Source organism: Dermatophilaceae bacterium Sec6.4, from assembly GCA_039636865.1.
Classification (GTDB): domain Bacteria; phylum Actinomycetota; class Actinomycetes; order Actinomycetales; family Dermatophilaceae; genus Allobranchiibius.
Map to the genome: position 1 here is coordinate 3,493,703 of CP144172.1, position 24,792 is coordinate 3,518,494.

Genomic DNA, 24,792 nt, shown 5'->3' on the forward strand with positions numbered 1-24,792 from the left:
CGCAGGCCCCCGCCGTTGTCATCGGGACACTACGCGTCAGCGCGGACCCCGTCCGAGAGACAGTTGCTCCCGGGTTGGACTCCCCAACGATGGGTCAGAAGCACGACAAGGTCAAGTTTTGGTAACGAAAGATACATCACACTGTGAGAGCCCGACGGCAGATCACCAGGGTCCGTAGACGCGTTCGCTGTTGTCGGACAAAGCTTTTGCGAGCACCGGCACCGCGACACCGAGCACGGTCGCCATCGCTCGGACCGTCAGCGGAATGAGGTAGGAGGCGTTGCTCGCACCTCGGTGCGGTGACGGAGTGAGGAACGGTGCGTCCGTCTCGACCAACAGATTCTCCAGCGGTGTCACCGCGAGCGCGTCGCGTAGACCCTGCGCATTCTTGAACGTCACGGTGCCGGCGAAGCTGAGGAAATAACCGCGGTCGACGCACTCACGGGCCATCGCCGCATCACCGGAGAAGCAGTGCAGGACCGTGCGGTCGGGTGCGCCCTGTTCGTTCAGAATGCGCAACACGTCTTCGTGCGCGTCGCGGTCGTGGATCTGCAGGGCTTTACCCAGGCGCTTGGCGAGCTCGATGTGCTCGCGGAAAGAAGCCTGCTGAGCCGGTCGCCCGTCGTCGTCGGTGCGGAAGTAGTCCAGCCCCGTTTCACCGACCGCACGGATGCGGGGTTGCCCCGCGATGCTCGCAATTTCGGCGAAAGCGGCGTCGAACTCTCCTCGAGCCACCAGTACCGGAGCCTCGTTCGGGTGCAGGGCGACCGCGCCGAGTAGCTCCGGGAACTGCTGCACGACCTGCGCGGTGAACCGCGCTCCCCGCAGGTCGCAGCCGACCTGCACGAACCTGTCCACCCCGACTGCCCTGGCTGCCCCGATCGCTGCAGCGACGTCGGGTGGGCTCTCGTCACCGCGCCCCAGGTCCCAGTGCGTGTGGTTGTCGACAACAGCTACCGGCAACGGTTCCGGCGCCGGTGGCGGCACGCTGCGGGAGCCGGTCTCGTGGCCCTTGCTCACGGCAGCTCGCCTCGCAACCGGGCCAATTCGTCATCGACCACCGACGGGTCGAGTTTGGTGAACACCGGCACCGGCTTGGCGACGGGCGTGCCAGGCACGATCGCGCGCCGCGCCCACCGCGGCGTCGAGGTGTAGTCGCCGGTGATGACGGGGTAGGTGCGCTCGGGCGCATCCAGGTCGCGGACCTGCTCCACATGCGGCATCGGCATGAAGACGCCCTCGCCGCCGAACACCGCGTGGATCGTGTTGGCGCTACCTGGCAGAAACGGAGCGAGCATGGTGTTCAGATCGCTGACCGCCTGCGCCAGGGTGTGCAGCACCGTAGCGAGCCGCTCGCGCTCGTCGTCGCCCTTGAGTTTGAAGGGCTCGGTGTCGGTGACGTATTTGTTCGCCTCGCGGACCAGCCGCATCGCCTCCTGCAGGGCGGCCTTCTGGCGATGCGCCTCAATCAGCTGGCCGACCTGCTCGAAACCGGCGAGAAGGCCATCGAGCAGCGCCTCGTCGATCGGCTGCGACGGTCCCGGCGTCGGGATCTGCCCGAAACTCTTGGCGATCATCGACGCCGTGCGGTTGACCAGGTTGCCCCACCCGGCCACCAGCTCGGAATTGTTGCGCTGCACGAACTCCGCCCAGGTGAAGTCCGAATCCTGCATCTCCGGTCCGGCGGCGCTGATGAAATAGCGCAGCGCGTCGGGGCCGTACCGCGCCACCATGTCCTGCACGTAGATCACGTGACCGCGCGAGGTCGAGAACTGGGTGCCCTCCATCGTCAGGTACTCCGAGGAGACGACCTGAGTGGGCAGGTTCAACTCCCCGAACTCCCCCGGCTGCCCACCGCGGCTACCGGCTCCGTTGTTGGCCAACAGCTCTGCCGGCCAGATCTGGGAGTGGAAGACGATGTTGTCCTTGCCCATGAAGTAGTAGGACCGGGCGGCGGGATCGTTCCACCATTCGCGCCACCGCTGAGGCTCGCCGATCCGGCGCGACCATTCGATCGACGCCGACAGGTAGCCGATGACCGCATCGAACCAGACGTAGAACCGCTTGGTCTCCCACCCGTCGCGGGGTATCGGGATGCCCCAGTCGATGTCACGCGTCATGGCACGGGGGCGGATCTCTTTGAGGATGTTCTGACTGAATTTGATGACATTCGGCCGCCAGTCACCGCTGGCCTCGCGCTCGTTCAACCAGGCCCCCAGCGCATCCGCCAACGCCGGCAGGTCAAGGAAGTAGTGCTGGGTTTGCACGAAGTTGGGGGTTTCGCCGTTGATCTTGCTACGCGGGTTGATCAGATCGGTCGCGTCGAGCTGGTTGCCGCAGTTGTCACACTGGTCGCCACGGGCCTCACCGAACCCGCAGATCGGGCAGGTGCCCTCGATGTAGCGGTCGGGCAGGGTGCGGCCGGTGCTGGGGCTGATCGCGCCACTGGTGGTCTGCTCGACGAAATAGCCGTTGGCGTCGATGGCCTCGAAGAGTCGCTGCACGACCGAATAGTGGTTGAGCGTCGTGGTCCGGGTGAAGAGGTCGTAGGACAACCCGAGGTCGGCCAGGTCCTGGGCGATGATCGCGTTGTACTTGTCGGCGATCTCCTGCACACCGACGCCTTCCTGCTCGGCGAGCACCAGGATCGGGGTGCCGTGCTCGTCGGTGCCGCTGACCATCAACACGTCGTGCCCCGCCATCCGCATGTACCGGCTGAACACGTCGGACGGCACTCCGAACCCGGCGACGTGACCGATGTGGCGGGGACCGTTCGAGTACGGCCAGGCGACTGCAGACAGGATCTTCATAGCAGGCTGAGTCTAGAGAGCCCGGAGATTGCCACCGCACACCGATCGTGTACCCAACAGGGCCGGCCTGGGATCATCGACCCTATGACCGTGTCGGCACCTCGAACTCCTCGCCGGCCCGGCCCTCGAGCCGCCCGTAGACACCCGATGTTGGCCGTCATCGCCCTGATCGTCGCGGTCGCGATGATCGTGGCGGCCGTGGTCCAGTTCCGCTCAACTGTGTCGTCCACCGGCTCGGGGAACGCGGCGACCGGGATGACCCTCGGCACCGTCCGCACCTCCGATGTGCAGTCCGAGGGTCGACTCGAGCTCACGGTCGGGTACGTGGTTGCGGGTGCCCAGCGGACGCTGACGGGCAAGGTGAGCGGAGCGGCATACGAGGGCCAGGGCAAGACGGTATGGGTGTGCTTCGAGCCCGCTGACCCAGCGCACGCCTACCTACGGTTGCCGATGGACGACCTCTGCTCCTGACACCCCCGCGCTCCTACACCCGCGCGCAGCCTGTGGTTGCATCTTTTGGTGAGGGGTGAGCAATAGCCGCACCCTCGTCAAAAGATGCGACCACGGTGCAGCGCCCGCGTCAGTGGGGCAGTGGTGGGGCGGGCTGCTTCGCGGCGATTGCGGCGTCGTACAAGGCCTTCTTCGACAACCCGGTCTCCGCGGCGACGGACGCGCAGGCCTCTTTGAGGCGTACCCCGTCCGCAACCTGTGCAAGCACCTGCGGCAGAGCGTCGTCCACCGTCGACTGCACCGGCGGCGCGCCCTGCACCACCACGGTGATCTCGCCGCGAACGCCGTCGGCAGCCCATCCCGCAAGCTCGGCGAGACCGCCCCGGCGTACCTGCTCGTACGTCTTGGTCAGTTCCCGACAGACCGCCGCGGGCCGGTCATTACCGAACGCGGCCGCCATCGCGGCGAGGGTCTCCGCGATGCGGTGCGGCGCCTCGAAGAAGACCATGGTGCGCGGCTCGCGTGCCAGGGACTGCAGCTGACGGGCCCGCTCCCCCGCCTTGCGCGAGCAGAATCCCTCGAAACAGAACCGGTCCACCGGCAGGCCGGACACCGCGAGTGCCATCAACACCGCGGACGGCCCGGGCACGCAGGTGACGGGCAGGTCCCGCGCGGCACACGCCACGACCAACCGGTATCCGGGGTCGGACACCGAGGGCATGCCGGCGTCGGTCACCAGCACGATCCGCGCCCCCGCAGCGATCCGCTCGACCAGGTCCGGGGTACGACGTGCCTCGTTGTGCTCGTGGTAACTGATGATCGAGCCACCGACCGTCACGCCGAGCTCGTCCGTCAGGCGTCGTAGCCGGCGGGTGTCCTCGGCGGCCACCACATCCGCCGACGTGAGTTCAATGGCCAATCGCGGGGCCGCATCCCGCGGGTCGCCGATCGGCGTGGCGGCCAACACCAGAGCTCCAGTCACGCCCACAACCCTGGCACGGGAACGAGGTCGCCGACGCGATGGGCGCCGCGCCGGCACGTCGGCTAATCTCGCCTCGCGGCATCGGCACACCGATCCAGGGCCGCACAGCGTACCGACGAGGCAGGAAATCACCCGTGATCCAGACTCTCGTCCGCCCTGCGCGACCGCCCAGACCAACGCCGGACAGGCCGCTCAGCACGACTGAGCAGTGGCGTCGGCGGCTGCTCGGCCGCCCCCGCACCGCGAACGAGAAGCTCTGGGCCTGGCTCGGCCCGGCAATCCTGACCGTCATCGGTGGCGTCCTACGTTTCTGGAATGTCGGCCGACCCCACCAGCTGGTCTTCGACGAGACGTACTACGTCAAAGAGGGCTGGTCCCTCATGCTGTACGGCTACGAGCGCAAGCAGGACAAGTCCACCGGTATCTCCAACTTCCCGGACAACCTGTTCACGATGGGCAATCCGCACGTCTTCGGCACGAACGCCGACTTCGTGGTCCACCCGCCGATGGGTAAGTGGCTGATCGGTCTCGGCGAGTCGATCTTCGGGATCAACAGCTCCTTCGGGTGGCGGATCGCCGTGGCCGCGACGGGCACGCTGGGCATCTACCTGGTGGGTCGAGCCGCCTGGCACCTCTTCAGATCGCCGCTGCTGGCCACCATCGCTTCGCTGCTGTTGTGCTTCGAAGGCAGCGAGTTCGTCATGTCCCGCACCGGGATTCTCGACATCATGGTGATGTTCTGGGCACTCGCCGGGTTTGTCGCACTCCTGGCCGATCGGGACCGCACGCGGGCGATCCTGGCCCGCAAGGTCGCGGCTGCGAAAGATGCCGGTACCTGGGCCGCCAACGAGACCGCAGGACCGTGGCTCGGATGGCGACCGTGGCGGTGGGTGGCCGCAATCTGTCTCGGGCTGGACACCTCGACCAAATGGTCCGGCGGCTGGTTCCTGGCCGTGTTCTGCCTGATGTCGGTCTGGTGGGATCTGGGTGCGCGTCGCAGCGTCGGGGCACGCCGCTGGATCAGCGCGACCTTCATCAAGGATGCTCTACCCGCTGCGGTGTACATGGTCGCGACGGCGTTGGGCACCTATGTGATCACCTGGATCGGGTGGCTACGCAGCTCCGACGCGTGGGACCGGCAGTGGGCACTGACCAACCCCGCGGTCAAGGGGGGTTTTGCCCCCGACAGCCATCTGTTCGCCTGGTTACCGAACGCCCTGCGCTCGATGTGGCAGTACAACATCGAGATGTACAACTCGGCGGTCAGCATCACCTCGACCCACCCGTACGAGTCCAACCCGTGGTCGTGGACCCTGCAGACCCGACCCACGTCGTTCTTCTACGAGAGCCCGCACAACTGCGCAGGCGGCAACTGCAGCAAGGCAATCACCTCGCTGGGCAACGTCGGTATCTGGTGGTTCGGCACTGTGGCGCTGGTGATTCTGGTGTTCTACTGGCTGCTGCGCCGCGACTGGCGGGCGGGCGCCATCTGGGCGGGCGTGGCCGCAGGCTGGTTCCCCTGGTTCATGTACCAGCAGCGCACGATCTTCACCTTCTACAGCGTGGCTTTCGTTCCGTATGTGGTGCTGGCCTGCGTGTTCGTGCTGGGGCTGGTCCTCGGGCCGGTCACCGCGAACGCACAACGAATTCTCTACGGCAAGATCGCTGTCGGGGGCTACGTGATCCTGGTGGTCGCGCTGTTCGCGTTCTTCTGGCCCATCTGGACCGCCGAAGTCATCCCGCAACCGCACTGGCAGTGGCGGATGTGGTTCCCCAGCTGGGTCTGAGCGGGGCCACGTCCGGTCAGGGCAGGGCCTGATCAGGGCCGGGTCTGACGCGGCTGTCCGCGACCATGAACTGACCAGCCAGGCCCCCGCTGACCTGGTCGGCCAGCTCGTCCCCGCGCTGATCGGTTACGTCGATGATTTCGTAGGACCCCGAACCGGCGGCAGTCGCGAGCAGCACCGAGCACACACCGGCTCGACGTTGGAAGACGGACCGACGCAACGTCAGCGCAACGACACCGGATCGTTCCAGTACGAAGGTCGAGCGCATCAGGGCGCCTGCCCGGCCGACCACGAACCGTTGGTCCACGTCGTGCCCCAGTGCGGCAATCCGACTGCGCGCCAGCGGGACGGCAGCCACCAGCACCAGGGCGGGCAGCACCATCAACCCCCACAGTCCGAACCACCACGCCGCGCCAGCCAGCACCGCCGCCAGGATGCCTGAGCTGCTGAACGCGCGAGTCCACCGACGACGGACAGCGGACGGCCCGTGGGTGCGTAACCGCGCCTGCAACCGTCCCGGTGCCCGCAACACCTGCTCCGCGGTCTGCTGCACGACGAGCCTGGGGGACGGCGGAGTCAGTAGCGCGCTCATCCCGGTCCCCTCGTCCTTGACGCCGGTGGTGATGGCACGCAACCGGGCACCACTCGCCCAGCGCAACGGAACCGGCTCGTGCATCTCGATACCTCGCAACCGCCGCACCTCCAGCGAGGTGGCCCGGGTCGTCAGCAGTCCGCGCGATACGTGGAAGGTCTCACCGCCGCGGCTACGGGTCAGCCTGAAGTTGAAGAACGCCAGGGCATACGCGATCAGCGAGAGCAGCACGACGATCACGAGCAGCCCGAGCAGTCCGACCACGACAGCAGCCGCCAGTCCATAGCTGGAGAGGGTGTTGCTGGTGTCCTGGAACACCCCTGACCCCGACGGGTCCAGACCGGTCTCCTGAAGCAGCTGACTGCCCAATCCGAAGATCGCCAGCGCAGCGATCAACCCGCTCGGGCTGAACGGCGCGAACCGCAACCACGACGCATGCAACCGGTAGAGAGTTTCGTCGTCGACCGTGCCCAGGTCGACCCCACCGAAGTGGTCCGGCGCCGATGCGGCGTTGTCGGCGCCGATGGCCGAAATCCCGGTGGACGACGCGACCGGGGCGCTGTGATGAAGCAGGTCGCTGCGTAGGGCAGCCGCCTCGCTCGACGTCAGGCCGTCCAGCTTCATCTCCTTCTCGCCTGCGGCGGTCCCGATCTTGACCTCCGCCAAGCCGAGGGCACGATGCAGGATGGATGCGGTCACATCGACCGACCGCACCCGGTCGGCCGGCGCAGACACGGTCGACCGCCGCAGCAGTCCCGATCGCAACTGCACTTGCGACGTTGTGAAGCGGTATCGGGTCGTGAACCATCGGGCGATGCCCGAACCGATGGCCACCGCGGTCACGACCAGGCCCCACCACTGCTGGCCGCCGCTACGACCCGCGAAGACCACCGCGATGAGCGCGGGAAGGAAGCGGATGACCTCGCGGACGGGGTGGATCAGCAGCATGCGCGGGCTGAGGCGCCGCCACACGCCGTCCTCGGGGATGTCCGCGATCGTCGGTATGGCGTCAGGCACGGCGTTCTCAGGCACGGCTTTCTCAGGTGCGGCGTTGTCGGGCTTGGTCAGGTCGTGGCCGTAGTGGGACGACGCAGGGGGCTGGGTCATGTGGCATCTCCGGGAATTGCCGCCGTGGTCGCCGTCAGATCGCGTACGAGCCGCTCGGCGTCTGCGCGCAGCAGCCCTTCGATGCGTAATTCACCCTTGGCGGATGCCGTGGTGATGGTGACCGTGCTCAGGCCGAAGAGCTGCGCGAGTGGGCCACGCTCGGTGTCGACGGTCTGCACCCGTGAGACCGGCGCGATCCGACGCTCCTGCACCAACCAGCCGCGCTGCGTGTAGACGGCCGTCTCGGTCACTTCCCAACGGTGCACCGCGTACCGCCAGAACGGCACCACCAGCACCCCGACGAGAACCTCCAGGACGACGGCCGCGCCCGCGAGGTAGAGCCAGACACCCTCCAGCACCTGAAAGTAGGCCAGTGCACCGACGACGACCGCGCCGACGACGGCGAAAATGGCGGAATCCACGGCCCACATCGCTTTCGCGCGCGGCGCCACCAGGTTTGCAGGTTGCCGTAGCTGATCCACGCGCAAACCTTCTCACGCAACCCGCTGAGGCACCGATCGAGATCAACGCGGGCCGCCGAGACCGATGAGCAGCTGCACCGCCGATGTCACGTCGCGACACACGTGTGGCGCGTCCTGCCGGTCCTGCAGGGTGGTCTGCGGGCCCGGACACAGGACTGCGCGGACTCCCGCTGCACCGGCGGCACGGATGTCGCTGCCGGCATCACCGACCAGGGCGCACTCGGCGGCGGAGACGCCCAACTGCTGCAGGGCAGCCAGCACCATGCCAGGTGCCGGTTTGCGGCAGGCGCACCCCTGCCAGGGCGTATGCGGACAGTGCTGCCAGGCATCGAAAGGTCCGAGAAGCTGATCGACCCGCGCGTTCACGGCCATCAGTTCGGCGCTCGTGAGCAGGCCGCGGCCGATCCCGGACTGGTTGGTGACGACGCCGGTCAGCAGGCCGGCCGAACGGGCGACCTGGATGGCTTCGCGCGCACCAGGAAGGGGTACGACCCGTGCTGGATCGCCGTTGTACGGCACATTCTCGATGAGCGTGTCATCGCGATCGAAGAGGATGGCGCGCAGCGGGACGCCCCTGCCCGCAACCGGCCGGCGAGTCACGCCTGTTGCGTGTCCTGCGCCTTCGGCATCGAGTTCACCAGGGCTGCGGTCAGCACGATGACCGAGTCCTCCAGCGCAAGTAGCGAATGGCGGCACTGCGGGACCACCAGCAGGTGACCTGCAGCGCCCTCCCACGACTCGCCGCCACCCTCCACGCGGACGCGACCCCGCAGCACCTGCACAGTGGCCTCCCCAGGGTTCTCGTGCTCATCCAGGGCCCGCCCGTTCGCCAGGGCGATCATCGTGTGCCGCAGGATGTGCCCGTGGCCGCCGTACACCGTCCGCGCAGCTCGACCGCTGCTGGCGGTGAGCGACTCCTGCCCCAGCTCTCGTGCCAACGCGGTCAGTGACGTGTTGTCCATGCGCATCCTTCATTCGTGGTCGCGGACCATCCGGCCCGCACACCTGCAACTCTTCTACAAGACCACCGCAGAGTCCAGGGACCTGCGTCCCGCATCGGTAGGACACTCAGGCCCCGGTCATCAGACCGGGGCACAACGCACGTTGCCCCGGTCGGATGACCGGGGCAACGTCGTGGTGGAGCTGAGGGGAATCGAACCCCTGACCTTCTCATTGCGAACGAGACGCGCTACCAACTGCGCCACAGCCCCAAAAGCAGGGCAACACTAACACCGGAGCGGCCGTAGTCCGAACCGGTAGGTGCTGCTCTCAGCCTGCACGGAAGACGGAGGGCAGATCCTCTTCCTCGGGGTCCAGTGCGAGCCCGTCGAACGGCAGTTCCTCCACCGGCACATTTGCGTATGACGCAGCGGCGACTTCTGCCCGCTCCGGTGCCTTGGCCTTCATCGTGTAGGTCGGCTTCGGCACCTGCACCGGCGACCAGGTGCCGTCCGCAGCCGAAGTCCGGGTGGAGGTCGAGGACGCCCGGGTGTCCGACGCGACGGCTGTCGAGATAGCACTGGCCGCTATCGGCACCTGCGGTGCGACCGGTGCGGGGTCACCGTCGAAGGGCACATCGCTGCGCGCGAAGGTGAGCTTCCGACCCTGCCCGATGTCCGCTGCAACGGTGCTGGTCGCAACTGCGTCGACGCCACGGTCGTGGGCCGGTGCCTGCAGTGGTGGCGCCTCGGGAATGGACCGGGTGCGACGCAGTTGCGGCCGGGCAGGCGCCGCCCGACCGCTGCGACGGGCCTCGGCGAGAGTTTCAGTGCGCAACCACAGCACGACAGCGCCGATCAGTACGGCAGAGCCGAGCAGCGTCACAGCTGAAAGGCCGCCGGCGATGACGCCGATCAACGTCAGCGGGAAGAGCGCCACGGCGATCAGCAGTGCGATGCCGCGCGTTCGTCGCGTGCGCATCACTCGGCGCAGTCGAACGGCCATCTCGTGGGTCTTCGCAGGCGTTTCGGAATCGCCGGTCATGGCAGCCTCACTCGTTTCGTCGGCAGCTGGGGCATCGAAGAAGACATCGGATAAGGACGCCGACGCGCGGTTCGTCAGCTCGGGGCGGTCCTCCTGCTCGTTTTGTTCGCCGAACAGCATTGTCCCGGCGCGCAGTGACGGCCGTCGGGTGACCGTCGAGGGGTCCATCGCTGAGATTGCCACCGGGGCACGCCGCTCCAGGACCCGCATGGCGTCGGAGAACGTCTCGACATTGCGGGCTGTCAACAACAACTGTCTGCGGCGGATCTGGTGTTGTAACAACCATCCCGCCCAAAGAACCACGATCGCGACGAAGATCAGGCTGCTCGGGATGGTCACAGGCGAAGGCTATGGGCTTCGGAATGGCTTGTCGGGCAGGGTCGCCGGTGTGTCGTCAGACCGTACGTTCGAACTGGTCGCGGAGCCGTTGCACCGCGCTCTGCGGGGCACCCGGACCGGCCTTCAGATCCTCGGTGACGATGGCGAACGAGCGGTGGTCTTCCCACTGCCCGTTGATGTGCAGGTAGGAGGCACGCACCCCTTCGGCGCGAAGACCCACCTTGCGCACCACGGCGAGGCTGGACGTGTTGTCCGGACGGATGTTGACCTCGACCCGGTGCAGGCGTAGCTCATCGAACGCGTAGTCGATCACGGTGGCGAGCGCGAACGGCGTAACACCACGCCCGGCGTACCGCTGGGAGATCCAGTACCCGGCACCGGCCGATCGCAGAGCACCCCGGACGATGTTGAACAAGTGCATCTGACCGGCCAGTTCGCCGTCGATCGCGACCGCGAACGGCAGCAGTTCGCCGCGCGCCGCCTGCCGGTCGTGGTCGCGCACCATGCGGGCGAACGACATCGGCCCCGACTGGGTCGGCGACGTGGAGTCCCACGGTTTGGTCCAGTCGGCGTTGAGCGAGCGCAGTCGGACGAACTCAGCGCGGTCGGCGCGGACCCGCAAGGGACGCAGCACAATACGCATTCCGCGCCAGTCGCCTTCGACGGCAACAGGCCAGAACCGGTCGCTCAATGGGCGCCCGCGCCCTGGATCTGCGCCACTGCGTGCACCACGACGTCGGCCAGCACCTCGATCGCATCTTTGACCCCGCCGGTCGACCCGGGCAGGTTGATGACCAGGCTTCCGCCGGCAACGCCCGCCAGGCCGCGCGACAGCACCGCGGTGGCTATTCCTTTGTGGGCGCCCGCAGCGCGCAGCGCCTCCGGTATGCCGGGAACCACACGGTCCAGCAGCCCGGCCGTCTGCTCGGGGGTCTGATCGGTCGGCGTCAGACCGGTGCCTCCGGTCGTCAACACCAGGTGAGCGCCTGAGGCGATGGCGTTGCGCAGAGCCTGCCCCACCGGGGCCCCGTCGGGCACGACAACAGCGTCACCCGTCTCGAAACCCCAGGCGCGTGCCGCCGAAACCAGCAGCGGTCCGGACCGGTCGGCGTACACCCCGCTGGATGCCCGGTTCGAGCAGGTGATCACTACGGCGCTAGGCATCTTCGGTCCAGTCCCCGGAACGACCGCCGGATTTCGCGGTAACCCGGATATCGGTGATGCGTGCGTGCTTGTCGACGGCCTTGACCATGTCGATCAGCGCCAGGGCCGCGACCGAGACGCAGGTGAGAGCTTCCATCTCGATACCGGTGCGGTCCGCCGTGCGCACCGCAGCGGCGATGTCGACCCCATCGTCCTGCACGACCAACGTCACCGCGACCGCGTGGATAGCGACCGGATGCGCCAACGGGATCAGCTCGGGGGTGCGTTTGGCGGCCTGGATGCCGGCGATCCGGGCCACGGCGAGCGCATCGCCCTTGGGCACGGTGTCATCGCGCAGGGCGGCGACCGCAGCACCTGAGAGCAGCACCCGCCCGCGTGCCTCCGCTACCCGTGCAGTGATGGCTTTGGCCGACACGTCGACCATCCGGGCATCACCGTCGGCGTTGAGGTGGGTCAGCCGATCCATGCCGGATCACCTGCCAGCGGGTAGACGTCCAGCACGTCACCCTCGTGGACCTGGGTAACGTCCGCAGCGACGTAGGCGAGCGCATTCGCCGCCGCCAGGGCGCCCATGATGTGCGAGGCCTGACCACCGGAGGACACGATGCGCCGGTCGGAGTCCAGGACGACACGGGCGAACTGCACCCGTCCCGGTGGGGAGGACCAGCCCTGCTCGACCGTCGCACGCAGCACGGGCGCCACCGCGGGACGGCCGGCCATTGCACGCAACGCGGGCGCGACGAACACCTCGAACGACACCAGCGAGCTGACCGGGTTGCCCGGTAGCGCAAAGACCGGGACGTCGTCGATGAGCCCGAAACCCTGCGGTTTGCCCGGTTGCATCGCCACCTTGCTGAATTCGAATTCGTCGGCGAAGGCCAGTTTCAGCGGTTCGAAAGCGCCCGCACTGACCCCGCCGGAGGTCACGATCGCGTCGACATCGGCTGCCAACGCCTGCAGCGCCGCCCGGGTGCCGGGTCCGTCGTCGCCGACCGTCAGTACCGGGCCGAGCTCGAAACCATGCGCGAGCACCAACGAGGCGAGCATCGGACCGTTGGAGTCGATGATCTGGCCGGCGGCCAAGCTGCTCCCGGACGGCCGAAGCTCATCACCGGTGCTGACCACCCCGACCCTCGGCCGCGGGATTACCGACACCTGGGCAAGACCGGAGGACACGATCGCCGGGACGTGGCGTGGTGCTGTCCGGGTGCCGGCCAGCGCCACAACGTCTCCTGGTACGACGTCGCCGCCGCGTCGGCGCACCGACGCACCCAGGGTGACGGCCTGCTCGATCCGCACGTCCGTGGTGCCGCCGTCGGTCAATTCCACCGGCACCACGCTGTCGGCGCCGGACGGCATGGGCGCGCCGGTCATGATGCGCCACACCGTACCGGGCGCCATCGAGGAACTGCGGGTGTCGCCGGCCGGGATATCGCCCTGCACCGGCAACGTCACCGGCGCACCTGCAACATCGGCGGCCCGCACCGCGTACCCGTCCATCGCCGAGTTGTCGAACCCGGGTAGCGCAACCTGCGAGACCACATCGGTGGCCAGGATCAGGCCCAGCACGTCCGGTGAGCTCACCGACAGCAGTCGTGCCGGCAACGGCCGTACCTGACTGAGCAGATGCTGGCGGTAGTCCTCGACCGAGGGCATCGCCTCAGTGCTCCATGTAACGGTGCTCAGGATGGCCGTGGGCTTCCTCGGACGTTGCCCAGTCACGGATCCACTCGCGGAAGCTCTCACCGAACTCGCGGTGCCGGGCAGCCAGCCGCACGACGGCCTTCAGGTAGTCCAGCCGGTCACCCGTGTCGTAGCGGTTTCCCCGGAAGATCACCCCGGTCACCCCGCCGCCGGGCACGCTCGGGTCGGTCAACTGCAGCATGGCGTCAGTGAGTTGGATCTCACCACCGGCGCCCGGACCAGTCTTCTCCAGTGCGGCGAAGATCGCCGGGTCCAGGACGTAGCGACCGATGATGGCCAGATTGCTCGGTGCATCCTGCGGCTGCGGCTTCTCGACCATGGACGTCACCCGCACAACATCATCGGTGCCGTCGATCGGCTCGACCTGCGCGCAGCCGTAGAGCTGCACCTGGTCCCGCGGCACCTCCATCAACGCCACGACCGTCCCCCCGTAGTCCAAGCGCGCCTGGATCATCCGCTCCAGCAGATCCTCGGTCTCGTCGATGAGGTCATCACCGAGTAGCACTGCGAAGGGCTCGTTACCGACATGCGGGCGCGCACACAGGACCGCGTGCCCCAGACCGAGCGGTTCACCCTGCCGGATGAAGTGCACGTTGCCGAGGTTCGCAGATTTGCGGACCCGGTCCAGCCGTAGCTCGTCGCCCTTCTTCTCCAGCGCCTGTTCCAACTCCCAGTGCCGGTCGAAGTGGTTCTCCATCGCCGTCTTGTTGCGCCCGGTGATGGTGAGGATGTTGTCGCATCCGGCGCGGATGGCTTCTTCGACGACGTACTGGATAGCCGGCTTGTCAACGACCGGAAGCATCTCTTTCGGGATCGCCTTGGTCGCGGGCAGAAAGCGGGTGCCGAGCCCGGCCGCGGGGATGACCGCCTTGTGTACGTCGCTGTTCTTCGGTGCCGTCATGCTCGAAGGCTAACCGTTACCGATGACAGTGAGGTTGCGTTGATCGGGGCGCCAGAGCAGGCGGCCGACGGTGCCGGTCGATCGTAGGCAGAATGTGGTGCATGTGGCGCGAGATCCCGGATCAGAAAGTCGCCGCGCGGGCGCTGATCCGTGCGGGTCGCCGGGCCCGGCCAGCCGCCGCGCGAGAGGTCGATGGGCAGTCCATCGCTGAACACCTGGGCACGCTCCTGGGCGGGATGGCGATCGGCCACGTGGCGGCATACACCGCACTGCCCACCGAGCCGCCCACCGAGGCCTGTCTCCAGCTGCTGCGCGCGCTGGGCTGGACGGTGATGCTGCCGATGTTGTTGGCGGACAACGACCTTGCATGGGAGGACGGCACAACTCACGGCCCGGAAAACATCGCACACGCCACTGTGCTGGTGGTGCCTGCACTGGCCATCGACCGCTCCGGACAACGTCTCGGGCAGGGCGGCGGCAGCTATGACCGGGCGCTGGCCCGACGCGCGCAGGACTCGCTCGTCGTCGCCCTCGTCTACGACGACGAGCTCGTGGCCGCGGTGCCCAGCGAGCCGCACGATCTCGGCGTCGATGCCGTGATCACGCCCGGGCGCGGTATCACCCGGTTCGACTGAGGTCCCCCCACCGATCCGAGTCCTGAACACCGCAGCACCCACACCCAGCGACCTGACAGAATGGCGCGCTCGCAGCGTTAGGAGGCGCCATGTTCGCTTCCGGGGTTTCTGCAGTGGCGGGCAGCTTCGGCACCGACGACCTGGCCGTGGCGCTCATGGTGGGTTCGGTCGTGCTGCTGGTCTCGATCGCCGCCGTGCGCCTCGCGACCCGTTCGGGGTTGCCCACCCTGCTGCTCTACCTCGCGATCGGTGCTGCGATCGGCGAAGCGGGCCTTGGCATCAACTTCGAGAACCCGAGACTGACCCAGGTTCTCGGCTACTCGGCGCTGATCCTCATCCTCACCGAGGGCGGGCTGAGCACACGATGGTCGACCATCAAACGCTCGGTGGCGCCCGCTGCGGTGCTGTCCACCGTCGGAGTGCTCGTCTCGATCTCGGTCATCGCAGTCGCCGCGCATTTCCTACTGGACCTGCCGTGGCAGATCGGGTTACTGCTCGGCGCGATCGTGTCCTCCACCGATGCTGCGGCCGTCTTCTCCGTCCTACGCAACGTCCCGCTGCCCGCACGGCTGACCGGGGTCCTGGAAGCCGAGTCCGGCTTCAACGACGCTCCCGTGGTGCTGATCGTCGTCGCGCTGGCGCACGCCGCCACCCCCGGCGCGGACAGCAGCCCCTGGTGGGTCGTCCTGGTGATTGCCGTCGTCGAACTGGTGGGCGGCGCCGTGGTCGGGGTGGCCGTCGGATGGGGCCTGGGCACGCTGTTCAAGAAGGCGTCTGTCGGCTCCTCCGGGTTGTTCTCGATCGGTGTCGTCGCAATCTGCGTGCTGTCCTACGCCGGTGCCACGCTCGTGCATACCAGCGGTTTCATCGCCTGCTACCTGACAGCGCTGGTGCTGGGCAATCTGGACCTACCGCACCGGTCGGCGACGCTGGGCTTCGGGCAGGCACTCGGATGGCTGGCCCAGATCGGTCTCTTCGTGCTGCTCGGCCTGCTCGCTTCACCCTCGCGCCTGGAGAAGCAGTTCCTCCCCGCGTTGGTCATCGGCCTGGTCCTGCTCCTGGTCGCCCGCCCGCTGTCGATCCTGGCCAGCATGTCGTGGTTCGGATTCCGTTGGCGCGAGCAGGTGTTCTTGTCCTGGGCGGGGTTGCGTGGCGCCGTGCCCGTGGTGCTGGCCACCGTGCCGTTGACAGTCGGCACGCCCCGCACCGAGTGGATCTTCGATCTCGTCTTCGTGCTGGTGGTCGTCTTCACATTGCTGCAGGCGCCGACCCTGCCCGCCCTGGCCCGCTATCTGGGTCTGATCGTCGACAGCCAGGCGTTGGACGTGCAGGTCGAGTCCACCGCGCTGGAGGAGCTGCACGCGGAGATGCTGCAGGTACGGGTCGGCCCGCACTCGCGCCTGCACGGCGTGGAGGTGCACGAGCTGCGCCTACCCCCCGGGGCGAACCTGACCATGATCGTGCGCGACAACGCCAGCTTCGTGCCGGGCCGCCGCGACGCGTTGCGGCACGGCGATCAGTTGTTGCTGGTGACTACGGCTGCCACGCGGGCACACGCTGTGCGACGTATCCGCACCGTCAGTGCAGGCGGCCGACTCGCGGAGTGGCGACGACGCCCGTCCGAACCGCACTAGTGCAGTGACTCAGGACGAGGGCGGTGCGGATGTGGGCGCGCGCCTGCCCGCGTCCTAGACTGTGCAGTCGTGCCCACCTACTCATATGCGTGCAAGGACTGCGGTCACGCCTTCGACATCGCCCAGGCCTTCACCGACGACGCGCTGAGCGTCTGCCCGAACTGCGACGGTCGCCTCCGCAAGGTGTGGGGCTCGGTCGGTGTGGTCTTCAAGGGATCCGGTTTCTACCGCAACGACAGCCGTGACGCCGACAAGAAGAAGAAGACGGCAGCAGCCGGGTCGAGCACCTCAGGCGCGGCATCGTCATCCAGTGACTCCGGCTCGAAGGACTCGCCCGCATCGGGCAGCTCGAACGCCGGTTCGGGATCCAAGGACTCCTCGGCGACGAGTGGGTCAAGTTCTCCCGCCAAGACCGGCGATTCAGGATCGGCCGGGACGGGCTCGAAGCAGCCGGCTTCCTCCGGCGCGTCGACCGGCGGCACGTCCGGTTCCTCATCCTCGGGCGCATCGGGCTCCTGACCGCCTGAGGCTGTCCACAGCCCCTGCGACAGGCCGGCCGGTATCCCCAAGGCGTCGACCGGGTCCGCCCGTGCGCACCCATGCTGGATAGCGTGCTGCCATGAAGACAGCGGCAACTCCTGCGGACATCGGGGTCATCGGCGGTTCGGGTTTCTACTCCTTCCTGGAGCAGACCGAGCGCGTCAAGGTGACCACCCCCTTCGGCGATCCGACCGACGACATCGTGATCGGTGAGGTGGCCGGGCGCCGGGTGGCGTTCCTGGCCCGGCACGGCCAGGGCCACACCTACCCGCCGCACCGCCTCAACTACCGGGCAAACCTGTGGGCACTGCGCTCGGTCGGGGTCCGTCAGGTCCTGGCGCCCTGTGCGGTCGGGTCGCTGATCCGCGAGCAGGGCCCCAGCACGGTCGTCGTGCCCGACCAGGTCGTGGACCGCACCTACGGACGCGAGCAGACGGTCTACGACGCGCCGGGCACGGTGGTGCACGTCAGCCTCGCCGACCCGTACTGCCCGCAGGGTCGGGCCGCTGTCCTGGCGTCCGACGCACCCGGCCTGGATCTCATCGACGGCGGCACCATGGTCGTGATCAACGGCCCGCGCTTCTCCACCCGCGCTGAATCGTTGTGGCACCAGAGCGCCGGCTGGAGCGTGGTCGGCATGACCGGTATGCCGGAGGCAGCGATCGCCCGCGAGCTGGCGATGTGCTTTACCACCGTGTGCCTGGTCACCGACCTCGACGCCGGTGTCGACTCCGACGAGGCGGTCAGCCACCAGGCTGTCCTGAAAGTCTTCGAGCGCAACATCGAGGCTCTGAAGTCGCTGTTGAAGGACACCGTCGCGAAATTGCCCGATCCCGTCCCCGACGCCGATGCCACCTGCGGTTGCCGTCGATCCCTGGACGGCTTGTCATTGCCCTTCGAATTGCCATGAGGGACGGCGCCGGCGCCCGACTGCACCGGGTGCTGCCACCCGCGTGGCGCGGCGTCGGCCGCGCCGCCCAGTGGCACCGGGCCCGCGCCCGGCGGGTGCTCAGCGCAATTCTGCTGCTGATCTGCGGATCACTGCTCTGGACCGCGGTACGGCCCCCGGCGGATGCCGCCGAATCGATGCTGGTCGCGGCGCGCGACCTCCCGGCGGGTCATCGCATCGTCTCCGCCGACCTGCGGTCGGTCTCCTGGCCGCGCATTGCCCGGTTGAAGGGAGCGCTCACCCCCGCGTCTGCGCAGGGCTCGCTCACCGTCGCGGGCATCGACGCGGGTGAGCCCATCACGTCCTCGCGGGTGGCGGTCTCCCGGCGCTGGCCGGGGGTTGCCGACGGCAATGTCGTGGCATCGGTGTCGTCGGTGGACCCGGCCGTGACCGAGCTGGTGCGCGCCGGCGACCACGTCGATCTGATCGGCGCGCAGGGTCCGCTGGGGACGAACCTGCCCGTCGTGCTGGTCAGCCCTGGAACCGCCGGTGGCGGGTTCGGCGCCTCGACGCGGACCGCGGGCACCCTGTGGGTCAGTGTCCCCGCAGGCACCGCGGCGCGGATCGCGTCGGCCACCATGGTGTCGCGTACCTCGGGGGCGGGCATCGCGGTCGTTCTGCGACCCGCAACATGATGTGCGCTGCCCGAAATCTCGGCAGTCGACGAACGTCGTAGCCGGCTTGTCCCAGGCTGTACGGTCCTCCTTGTCTACTCATCAACTAAGGAGTCCTGGTGAAGGGTTTCAAAGATTTCATTCTGCGCGGCAACCTGATCGAGCTGGCCGTCGCCTTCGTCGTTGCCGCGGCATTCGCCGCACTTGTCAAGGCGACCGTTGAGATCCTGCTGGCCATTGTCGGCAAGGTCGGAGGAGCTCAGGATTTCTCGAGCTACAAGCCGAGCGGTATCCCCGTCGGCGGATTCCTCACCGCCCTGATCTCGTTCCTGACAATCTCCGCAGTTGTGTACTTCGTCGTTGTCTTGCCCTACAACAAGTACCGTGAAATGCGCGAGAAGAACGTGGACACCGAGTCCGACCCGACAGAACTCGACATCCTGGCCCAGATCCGCGACGAGCTGAAGGCCCGCCCGCACAACTGATCGGCGTATCTGAGCAGGAGTTCGCGCTCTTACTCCCAGTGTGGTGGCCGCTGCTCGCGCCACCACTGCTCCTCGCGGTCGGCGGAATCCCCAGCAGTCGGGTTTCCGCCGACCGGCGACCTGTGGGTGTCCGCCTGGTACCCCGCTTCGACGCCCTGAACCTGAGCAGACAGGTCCGGCGCGCCCTGCCCGATCGTCGCCGTGCCAGGACGCGTCACCCGTCGCGACCGGCGACGATGCTCAGTCATGGTGTTGCGTCGGGGACAGGGCCGGCATGGCATTGCGGCGTATCGAGGCGGCCTGCACGACCCGGATCAGCCGCGCTACCTCCTTGGCCGGGTCGCGGAACAGATCTCTGGTCAGCACTCGTTCGTAGGTCCATCCGCGGGCCCGTAACTGAGCCGGCCTGATCCGTTCGCGGTCGCGTGCGTAGCGCAACGATCCGTAAACCGCGCCGTCGCTCTCGATCGCGACCAGCAGATCACCACGACGTCTCGGGTCCTCGACCACGAGGTCGATGCGCGGGTCACCGAGGCCGTGTCCGGTGTGGACCGTGAGGCCTTCTGCGCCGAGACGCCGCGCGAGGTCCGCTATTGCCGGAGACACCTCGACGACCGCCTCACCGGGCTCAGGCCGGTCCAACACGCTGCCTGTCGACGCCGTCCGCCGGCGGCGCGCCGGGGTGGCGCCGACCGGTGCGACACCAGCCGTCCGCGAGATGCGACGTCCCGAACCGCCGGACGCCGCGTACAACAGGTAGTCGCGCAGCAGCATCGCACCGCGTGACCGTAGCGACGAAGGGTCCAGATCGTCTCCGGACAGCCCCGATACGACGACGATCCGGCGCCGCGCCCTGGTCATGGCGACGGTCACCAGGCGCTCGCCACCGGGTTCGCTGACGGCGCCGAGGCGGGCAGGGACCCGGCCGCGTTCGTCTCTGCCGAATCCGACCGCGACGATCACGGCATCCCGCTCGATCCCGATCGCCCGATCTGCGGTCATCACGAACCTGGGGTCGGGCAGCAGCGCCGCCAGGCCCGCATCCTCCACCGCGAGCGCCCGCACCCGGGCAAGAATCTGAGCTGCGTGCCCTTGGTCGAAGGAGATGACCGCGACGCTCTCCTGCGGTCGCGTCTGCAACTGCTCACGCAGCACCTGCACGACCTGGTCGACCTCCGCGGCAGAGGTGCCCTGCTCGTACCGCGCCTCACTGAGGACGTCCAGCCGCACCCCCCCGGTTTGATCCGCTGCGGGGAACGTGCCGATCTGGTGCCCGTACACCCGGGCACCGGCAAACGCGAAAAGGCGTTCGTCCAGTGACCGGTAGTGCGTGCCGAGGGTGCGCAGCGGGAAGAGCTGCTGGGCGTGATCCAGCAGCACGTCAGCTGCGGGGGACGTCTCACCGAGCGGGAAACGTGCGGGAGAGGCTCCCTCCGGGTCGCCGAACACCACTGCCTGCGACCCTCTGGACAGCGCGGGAATTGCGTCGGCCAACCTCACTGAGGACGCGTCGTCGATGATCACGGCGTCGAACCAGAGCCCGGCGGGAAGGTGCGCGGGCACGGCGAGCGGGGACATTGCCCAGCAGGGCGCGAGCGCCGTCAGTAATTCGGTCGCCTGCGGCAGCAGTTGTCCTACCGAACCCGCATGCCGTTGCAGCGCACCGACCTGCTCGGGCAGTTCCCGCTCGGCCGTCGCCCGCTGCACCGCGATCCGGGCGCGCAACCGGGCGGCGCTCAGACTGAGGTGGCGAGCATCGGCAGCGACGTACGCGCTCGCGACTCCGCGCACCTGCTCACCCGTCGAGCCGTCATAGGTCTGTTCGGTCGCCACGACGTGATCGACGATCGAGGCCCACCACACGAACTCCAGTTCCTGAGCGGCTTCGCGCGCTTCCACCCGCCGCGAGGCCAGATCGATGAGCAGCGGACCGAGGCCGAATCCACGCAGCCGGTCCACCGCCTGCAGGGACTGCGTTGCCGCGACGCGTCGTTCGGGTTGGGACGCAAGCAGCGTCATGCGCTCCTGCAACCGATCGCAGTCCAGCTGCAGCAGATCACCACCGTCGGGCGTCTCGGCCAACCGTTCGCCCAGCCACTCCAGGTCCTCGCGCAGCGCTTCGGTGTGCCGCGCCAGTTCCGGCACCCCCGCGCGGGTAGCCGGTCGGGCGCCGGCACCTGCCGCTTCCCGCCAGTCCTGCCGCTGGGTGCGGGCCCGGACCAGTGCCGTGTGCAGGTCCCGTGGAGGTGGTCCCGGGCGAAGCAGTGCACGCGCAGCGCGTTCCAGGCGCCGCCGCTCCATGGCGCCGATGCGGTGTTCGCCGGTGCTGCGGTCCTTGCGGGCAGCGGTCGCCAACACCATGTCGTCCAGCGGCGCGTCGAAAATCTGAGGGGTGAAGATCTCCAGGCTCTGGTGCACCTGCCGCAGCAGCTCCAAGAGCTGCTCCTGCGCGGTCACGGCGCTCGGGACGGACAACCCGAGATGGGTGCACAGCTCCTGCCACCGACGGCGTTGGGCGGGCAGTTCGTCGTGCGCGAGTCGCTGCACGAGGTCGCCGGCCCGGTCGGCCTGACTCGCTCCGACCAATCGGGCGCCATACCACGCATCGACGGCGCCTGTCGTGGTCCAGACTCCGTCCGCGACCACCGTCGACAGCTGCTCCTGCAGCTCGCGGCGACGCTCGAGGTCGATAGCGGTGAGCTGCGGTCCGTGCAGTCGGACCCGCGAACGCGGCGGCGGCGTCCGCTTGCTCAGGCGCGTCAGCCGCTCCTGGGCTTCGTCCAACGTGACGCCCCACGATGTCAGCGGCTCGTGCATCAGCGTCCAGTGCTGCTGCACCCGCCCGCGCAGCGCCTGGACGTCCAGGTCGGCAACGGGCACCTGCTCCGTGACACCCTCGGCGGACCGCAGCACCTGACGCAGCTCGTCCAGCGTCTGTTCCGGGGCGCAGTCAGAGCCCAGATCGAGCAGCACATCGGCGAGTCCCTCGGTCGCGAGGTGCGCCTGGACGGCCTCGATCGAGCCACGGGACTGCGCGACCAACAGGACCCGGCGCCCGGCGCCGGCCATCGCGGCGATGAGGCTGGCGATCGTGTGGGTCTTGCCGGTGCCCGCGGCCCCCACCACACATAGATCCGCTCCGGCGAGTACAGCATCGACGATGTCCTGCTGCGCGCTGTCCAGGTCGACGGCCAGCCACTCATCCGCGGGGTTGCGCTCGGCGTACTCCGGCGGCACCGCGCTGACAGCTGCGATTGCCTCCGGCTCACCGGCCAGGGCAGCGACGATTTCGGCGTGCCCGATGGTGTCCGCCTGACCGGGTAGATCGCGCACGAGTGGGAGTTTGAAATCGCTGTAGACCCCGACCGTCAGGTGCGGCTCGATGTGCAGGTCCAGGACCTGAGCGCAGGCCTGCCGCAAAACGCCGTACGCCGCCCGGGGTATGACGTCGGTGTCACCACTGACTGCCCGCAGTACCGCGTCTTCATCGACCTCGACACCGAACTCACGCAAGGTGGCCGTCAGTACCGGGTTGACCTCGAGCCGGTCGGACATGGTCAGTTGCAGGTCACCGGCAACTGACCGCAGGGAGCACGGCCGCAGGAGCACCGGGGCGTGCGGGGTGCGGTCGACACCCCGCCAGGGCCAGCTCGCGGTCCCGGAGGCCAGGTAGCAGCAGGAGAGGCCGTAATCGTCGAACAACCGGTCGGCGAGTTGTTGCAGCTGCTGGGCCTGGCTGAGCACCCGTTCGCGCGCGGCGGGTTCGCGGAACAGCTGCGAGAGACGCACCGTGCCGGAGGACAGCAGTCGCGCCAGTCCGGCCGGGTGAGCGGCGGTCAGGTCCAGCCGCAGGGCTTCGTCACTGCCGCCGGCCCACAACAGCGAGTTGGGTCCCCCGATCGCCACGAGCTGCCGTTGCCACCCCGCCACGGCGACGGCAACGATCTCGCTGGAAGCGGATTCGTCGGCTGGGCCACGCTCGCCTGTCTCCACCTCTGTCACCGTGCAAGGTTATCCGGGCTCGACCGCCGCACGGCTCAGCCGCGCTCAGGGTGGACGCCGAGGGAACGCCGGTGAGGTCGCCGGCTGCCGATGCCGGATACGGGGCCTGTCGATCGGCGCCGCCGGGTGTTGCGCGCGGATCGGCCTGCGTCCGTGTCATCGTTGTCCCCAGCCGGAACGACGCCAGGTTACCCATTCGTAGACAGCGCTTACTGCTGCTGGCCGACGATCGGCGGCTGCGCATGACCTAATGTGCGCCTGGACCTGCTTGGCTGGACCGCGAACCGCCGTACGCCACGACGAGAGGGACACCGATGACCAAGAGGCCCGGCCCGGCGTCCTTGGAGATGCCGAACGTGCAGATTGGCACGACCGAGTCGCGCCAGGATGCTCTGGACCGCTCCCCCAACATCGGCCTGGACCGCTCCCAGGTCATCTCGCAGGGTTTGCGGTGGACGGCGAGTTGGTCGCTGCGGATGCTGGTTATCTTCGCCGGCGTATGGGCCGTGCTCACCCTGTTGGGCATTTTCTGGAGCGCGATCCTGCCGGTCGTTCTGGCCCTGATCGTCTCCACGGTGCTCTGGCCACCCGCACGGTGGTTACGCAAGCACGGGCTACCCCCGGCTCTCGCGGCGGCCGGCACCATGCTGGGGACATTCGCGGTCATCGGCGGGATATTCACGCTCATCGGTGCGAACGTCAACTCACAGTGGCCGACGCTGACGACCAAAGCCATCGCCGGTGTGAAAGACCTTCAGATGCGCCTGGAACAGGATCCGTTCAACTTCAGCTCCAAACAACTGAACGGCGCAGTGGAGGCAGTCACCAGCAAACTGCAGGCCAGCGGCGACCAGATCACCAATGGCGTGGTGTCCGGCGCGACCGTGGCCACCCACCTCATCGTCACCTTCCTGGTCGCGCTGATCCTCACGTTCTTCTTCATCAAGGACGGCCCCCGCTTCCTGCCGCTGGTGCGCAGAATGGCCGGGCGTGGGGCCGGCGCCCATCTGACCGAGGCGCTCGCCCGGTCCTACAGCACGCTCGGCGGCTTCATCCGGGCGCAGGCGATCGTCAGTGCAATCGACGCGATGTGTATCGGCGTCGGCCTCTGGGTGCTGGGCGTGCCGTTGGCGTTGCCCCTGATCGTGCTGACGTTCTTCGGCGGTTTCATCCCCATCGTGGGCGCTTTCGTCGCCGGGGTGCTCGCCGTGCTGGTCGCGCTGGTGACCGTCGGGCTGACCAAGGCACTGATCCTGTTGGCGGTCATCGTGCTCGTGCAGCAGCTGGAGGGGCACATCCTGTCGCCGATCTTCCAGAGCCGCTCGATGGAGTTGCACCCCGGCGTGGTGCTGGTGTCGGTGGCGTTCGGCGGCGAAGCTTTTGGAATTACCGGAGCATTCCTGGCCGTGCCCGTGGCCGCAACGCTCACCGTGTTGATCCGTTACACCAATGAGCAGATCGACCTACGCACCGGCGACGTGCATGCGGAGCAGCTGGAGCCCATCACTCCCGAGGGCGTGATGGCGGCCGAGGAAGGTGAGCAACACGGCATCCGGCTCGCCACTGAGGCGTACGCGGAGGACATTGGTGAGTCGACCCGGACCTTGATGCAGCGCTTGCGACGTCACTGAT

24 protein-coding genes and 1 tRNA gene are annotated in these 24,792 nt (G+C 68.0%); 9 read left to right on the forward strand and 16 right to left on the reverse strand.

Annotation, left to right across the window (positions count from 1 at the left end):
* Positions 1–162: 162 nt before the first annotated feature.
* Positions 163–1,020 (reverse strand): TatD family hydrolase, encoded by an 858-nt coding sequence (locus V3G39_16655; protein ID XAS76250.1) that lies wholly within the window; start codon positions 1,018–1,020, stop codon positions 163–165.
* Entirely contained in the window at positions 1,017–2,810 is a 1,794-nt protein-coding gene (gene metG / locus V3G39_16660; GenBank protein ID XAS76251.1) for a methionine--tRNA ligase, read from the reverse strand. Before metG ends, V3G39_16655 begins: the two co-directional genes overlap by 4 nt.
* Positions 2,811–2,957: 147 nt before the next feature.
* On the opposite strand from metG, the gene V3G39_16665 reads away from it, so the two are divergent.
* Entirely contained in the window at positions 2,958–3,281 is a 324-nt protein-coding gene (locus tag V3G39_16665; protein XAS76252.1) for a hypothetical protein, read from the forward strand.
* A gap of 109 nt (positions 3,282–3,390) precedes the next feature.
* Here V3G39_16665 and rsmI read toward each other — a convergent pair whose 3' ends face one another.
* A complete protein-coding gene (gene rsmI / locus V3G39_16670) occupies positions 3,391–4,242 on the reverse strand; it encodes a 16S rRNA (cytidine(1402)-2'-O)-methyltransferase (protein ID XAS76253.1) in 852 nt (283 codons plus the stop codon).
* A gap of 134 nt (positions 4,243–4,376) precedes the next feature.
* On the opposite strand from rsmI, the gene V3G39_16675 reads away from it, so the two are divergent.
* Positions 4,377–6,029, forward strand: a complete 1,653-nt coding sequence (locus tag V3G39_16675) for a phospholipid carrier-dependent glycosyltransferase (protein ID XAS76254.1) — start codon at positions 4,377–4,379, stop codon at positions 6,027–6,029.
* A 16-nt stretch (positions 6,030–6,045) separates the two neighbouring features.
* Here the strand turns inward: V3G39_16675 and V3G39_16680 are convergent, their stop codons facing one another.
* The 11 genes from V3G39_16680 to galU form a co-directional block, all read right to left on the reverse strand.
* On the reverse strand, positions 6,046–7,728 hold the full coding sequence (locus tag V3G39_16680; GenBank protein ID XAS76255.1) for a PH domain-containing protein: 1,683 nt from the start codon (positions 7,726–7,728) through the stop codon (positions 6,046–6,048).
* Positions 7,725–8,210, reverse strand: coding sequence for a PH domain-containing protein (locus V3G39_16685; GenBank protein XAS76256.1), 486 nt, complete (start codon positions 8,208–8,210; stop codon positions 7,725–7,727). The genes V3G39_16680 and V3G39_16685 overlap by 4 nt, the downstream gene beginning before the upstream one ends.
* Before the next feature lie 42 nt (positions 8,211–8,252).
* Positions 8,253–8,810, reverse strand: a complete 558-nt coding sequence (locus V3G39_16690) for an HAD-IIIA family hydrolase (protein XAS76257.1) — start codon at positions 8,808–8,810, stop codon at positions 8,253–8,255.
* Entirely contained in the window at positions 8,807–9,172 is a 366-nt protein-coding gene (locus V3G39_16695; GenBank protein ID XAS76258.1) for a cupin domain-containing protein, read from the reverse strand. The genes V3G39_16690 and V3G39_16695 overlap by 4 nt, the downstream gene beginning before the upstream one ends.
* Before the next feature lie 173 nt (positions 9,173–9,345).
* Positions 9,346–9,421, reverse strand: a tRNA-Ala gene (locus V3G39_16700).
* Between the two features lie 58 nt (positions 9,422–9,479).
* The gene (locus V3G39_16705; GenBank protein ID XAS76259.1) at positions 9,480–10,532 is read right to left on the reverse strand and encodes a hypothetical protein; all 1,053 of its coding nucleotides are present in this window, start codon (positions 10,530–10,532) and stop codon (positions 9,480–9,482) included.
* Positions 10,533–10,587: 55 nt separating this feature from the next.
* Positions 10,588–11,175 carry a GNAT family protein gene (locus tag V3G39_16710; GenBank protein XAS76260.1) on the reverse strand — a complete coding sequence of 196 codons (588 nt, stop codon included), beginning with the start codon at positions 11,173–11,175 and terminating at the stop codon, positions 10,588–10,590.
* A 44-nt stretch (positions 11,176–11,219) separates the two neighbouring features.
* Positions 11,220–11,696, reverse strand: coding sequence for a molybdenum cofactor synthesis domain-containing protein (locus V3G39_16715; protein XAS76261.1), 477 nt, complete (start codon positions 11,694–11,696; stop codon positions 11,220–11,222).
* Complete coding sequence (gene moaC, locus V3G39_16720) at positions 11,689–12,162, reverse strand: cyclic pyranopterin monophosphate synthase MoaC (protein ID XAS76262.1); 474 nt, start codon at positions 12,160–12,162, stop codon at positions 11,689–11,691. The genes V3G39_16715 and moaC overlap by 8 nt, the downstream gene beginning before the upstream one ends.
* Positions 12,150–13,352 carry a gephyrin-like molybdotransferase Glp gene (gene glp, locus V3G39_16725; protein XAS76263.1) on the reverse strand — a complete coding sequence of 401 codons (1,203 nt, stop codon included), beginning with the start codon at positions 13,350–13,352 and terminating at the stop codon, positions 12,150–12,152. The genes moaC and glp overlap by 13 nt, the downstream gene beginning before the upstream one ends.
* Before the next feature lie 4 nt (positions 13,353–13,356).
* Positions 13,357–14,301 (reverse strand): UTP--glucose-1-phosphate uridylyltransferase GalU, encoded by a 945-nt coding sequence (gene galU / locus V3G39_16730; protein ID XAS76264.1) that lies wholly within the window; start codon positions 14,299–14,301, stop codon positions 13,357–13,359.
* A gap of 101 nt (positions 14,302–14,402) precedes the next feature.
* Between galU and V3G39_16735 the strand changes: the two genes are divergently transcribed.
* The 6 genes from V3G39_16735 (at position 14,403) to V3G39_16760 (ending at position 19,158) form a co-directional block, all read left to right on the forward strand.
* On the forward strand, positions 14,403–14,936 hold the full coding sequence (locus V3G39_16735) for a 5-formyltetrahydrofolate cyclo-ligase (protein XAS76265.1): 534 nt from the start codon (positions 14,403–14,405) through the stop codon (positions 14,934–14,936).
* Positions 14,937–15,025: 89 nt separating this feature from the next.
* Positions 15,026–16,570 (forward strand): potassium/proton antiporter, encoded by a 1,545-nt coding sequence (locus V3G39_16740; GenBank protein XAS76266.1) that lies wholly within the window; start codon positions 15,026–15,028, stop codon positions 16,568–16,570.
* A gap of 69 nt (positions 16,571–16,639) precedes the next feature.
* Positions 16,640–17,089: an FmdB family zinc ribbon protein gene (locus V3G39_16745; GenBank protein XAS76267.1), complete on the forward strand. Its 450-nt coding sequence runs from the start codon at positions 16,640–16,642 to the stop codon at positions 17,087–17,089.
* Between the two features lie 100 nt (positions 17,090–17,189).
* Entirely contained in the window at positions 17,190–18,020 is an 831-nt protein-coding gene (locus tag V3G39_16750; GenBank protein XAS76268.1) for an S-methyl-5'-thioadenosine phosphorylase, read from the forward strand.
* Positions 18,017–18,694 carry an SAF domain-containing protein gene (locus V3G39_16755; protein XAS76269.1) on the forward strand — a complete coding sequence of 226 codons (678 nt, stop codon included), beginning with the start codon at positions 18,017–18,019 and terminating at the stop codon, positions 18,692–18,694. Before V3G39_16750 ends, V3G39_16755 begins: the two co-directional genes overlap by 4 nt.
* 98 nt (positions 18,695–18,792) lie before the next feature.
* A complete protein-coding gene (locus V3G39_16760; protein ID XAS76270.1) occupies positions 18,793–19,158 on the forward strand; it encodes an MscL family protein in 366 nt (121 codons plus the stop codon).
* Between the two features lie 29 nt (positions 19,159–19,187).
* On the opposite strand, the gene V3G39_16765 is transcribed toward V3G39_16760, so the two are convergent.
* A complete protein-coding gene (locus V3G39_16765) occupies positions 19,188–19,376 on the reverse strand; it encodes a hypothetical protein (protein ID XAS76271.1) in 189 nt (62 codons plus the stop codon).
* Positions 19,377–19,398: 22 nt separating this feature from the next.
* A complete protein-coding gene (locus V3G39_16770) occupies positions 19,399–23,160 on the reverse strand; it encodes an AAA family ATPase (GenBank protein ID XAS76272.1) in 3,762 nt (1,253 codons plus the stop codon).
* A gap of 314 nt (positions 23,161–23,474) precedes the next feature.
* Between V3G39_16770 and V3G39_16775 the strand changes: the two genes are divergently transcribed.
* Positions 23,475–24,791 (forward strand): AI-2E family transporter, encoded by a 1,317-nt coding sequence (locus V3G39_16775; GenBank protein ID XAS76273.1) that lies wholly within the window; start codon positions 23,475–23,477, stop codon positions 24,789–24,791.
* Position 24,792: the final 1 nt, after the last annotated feature.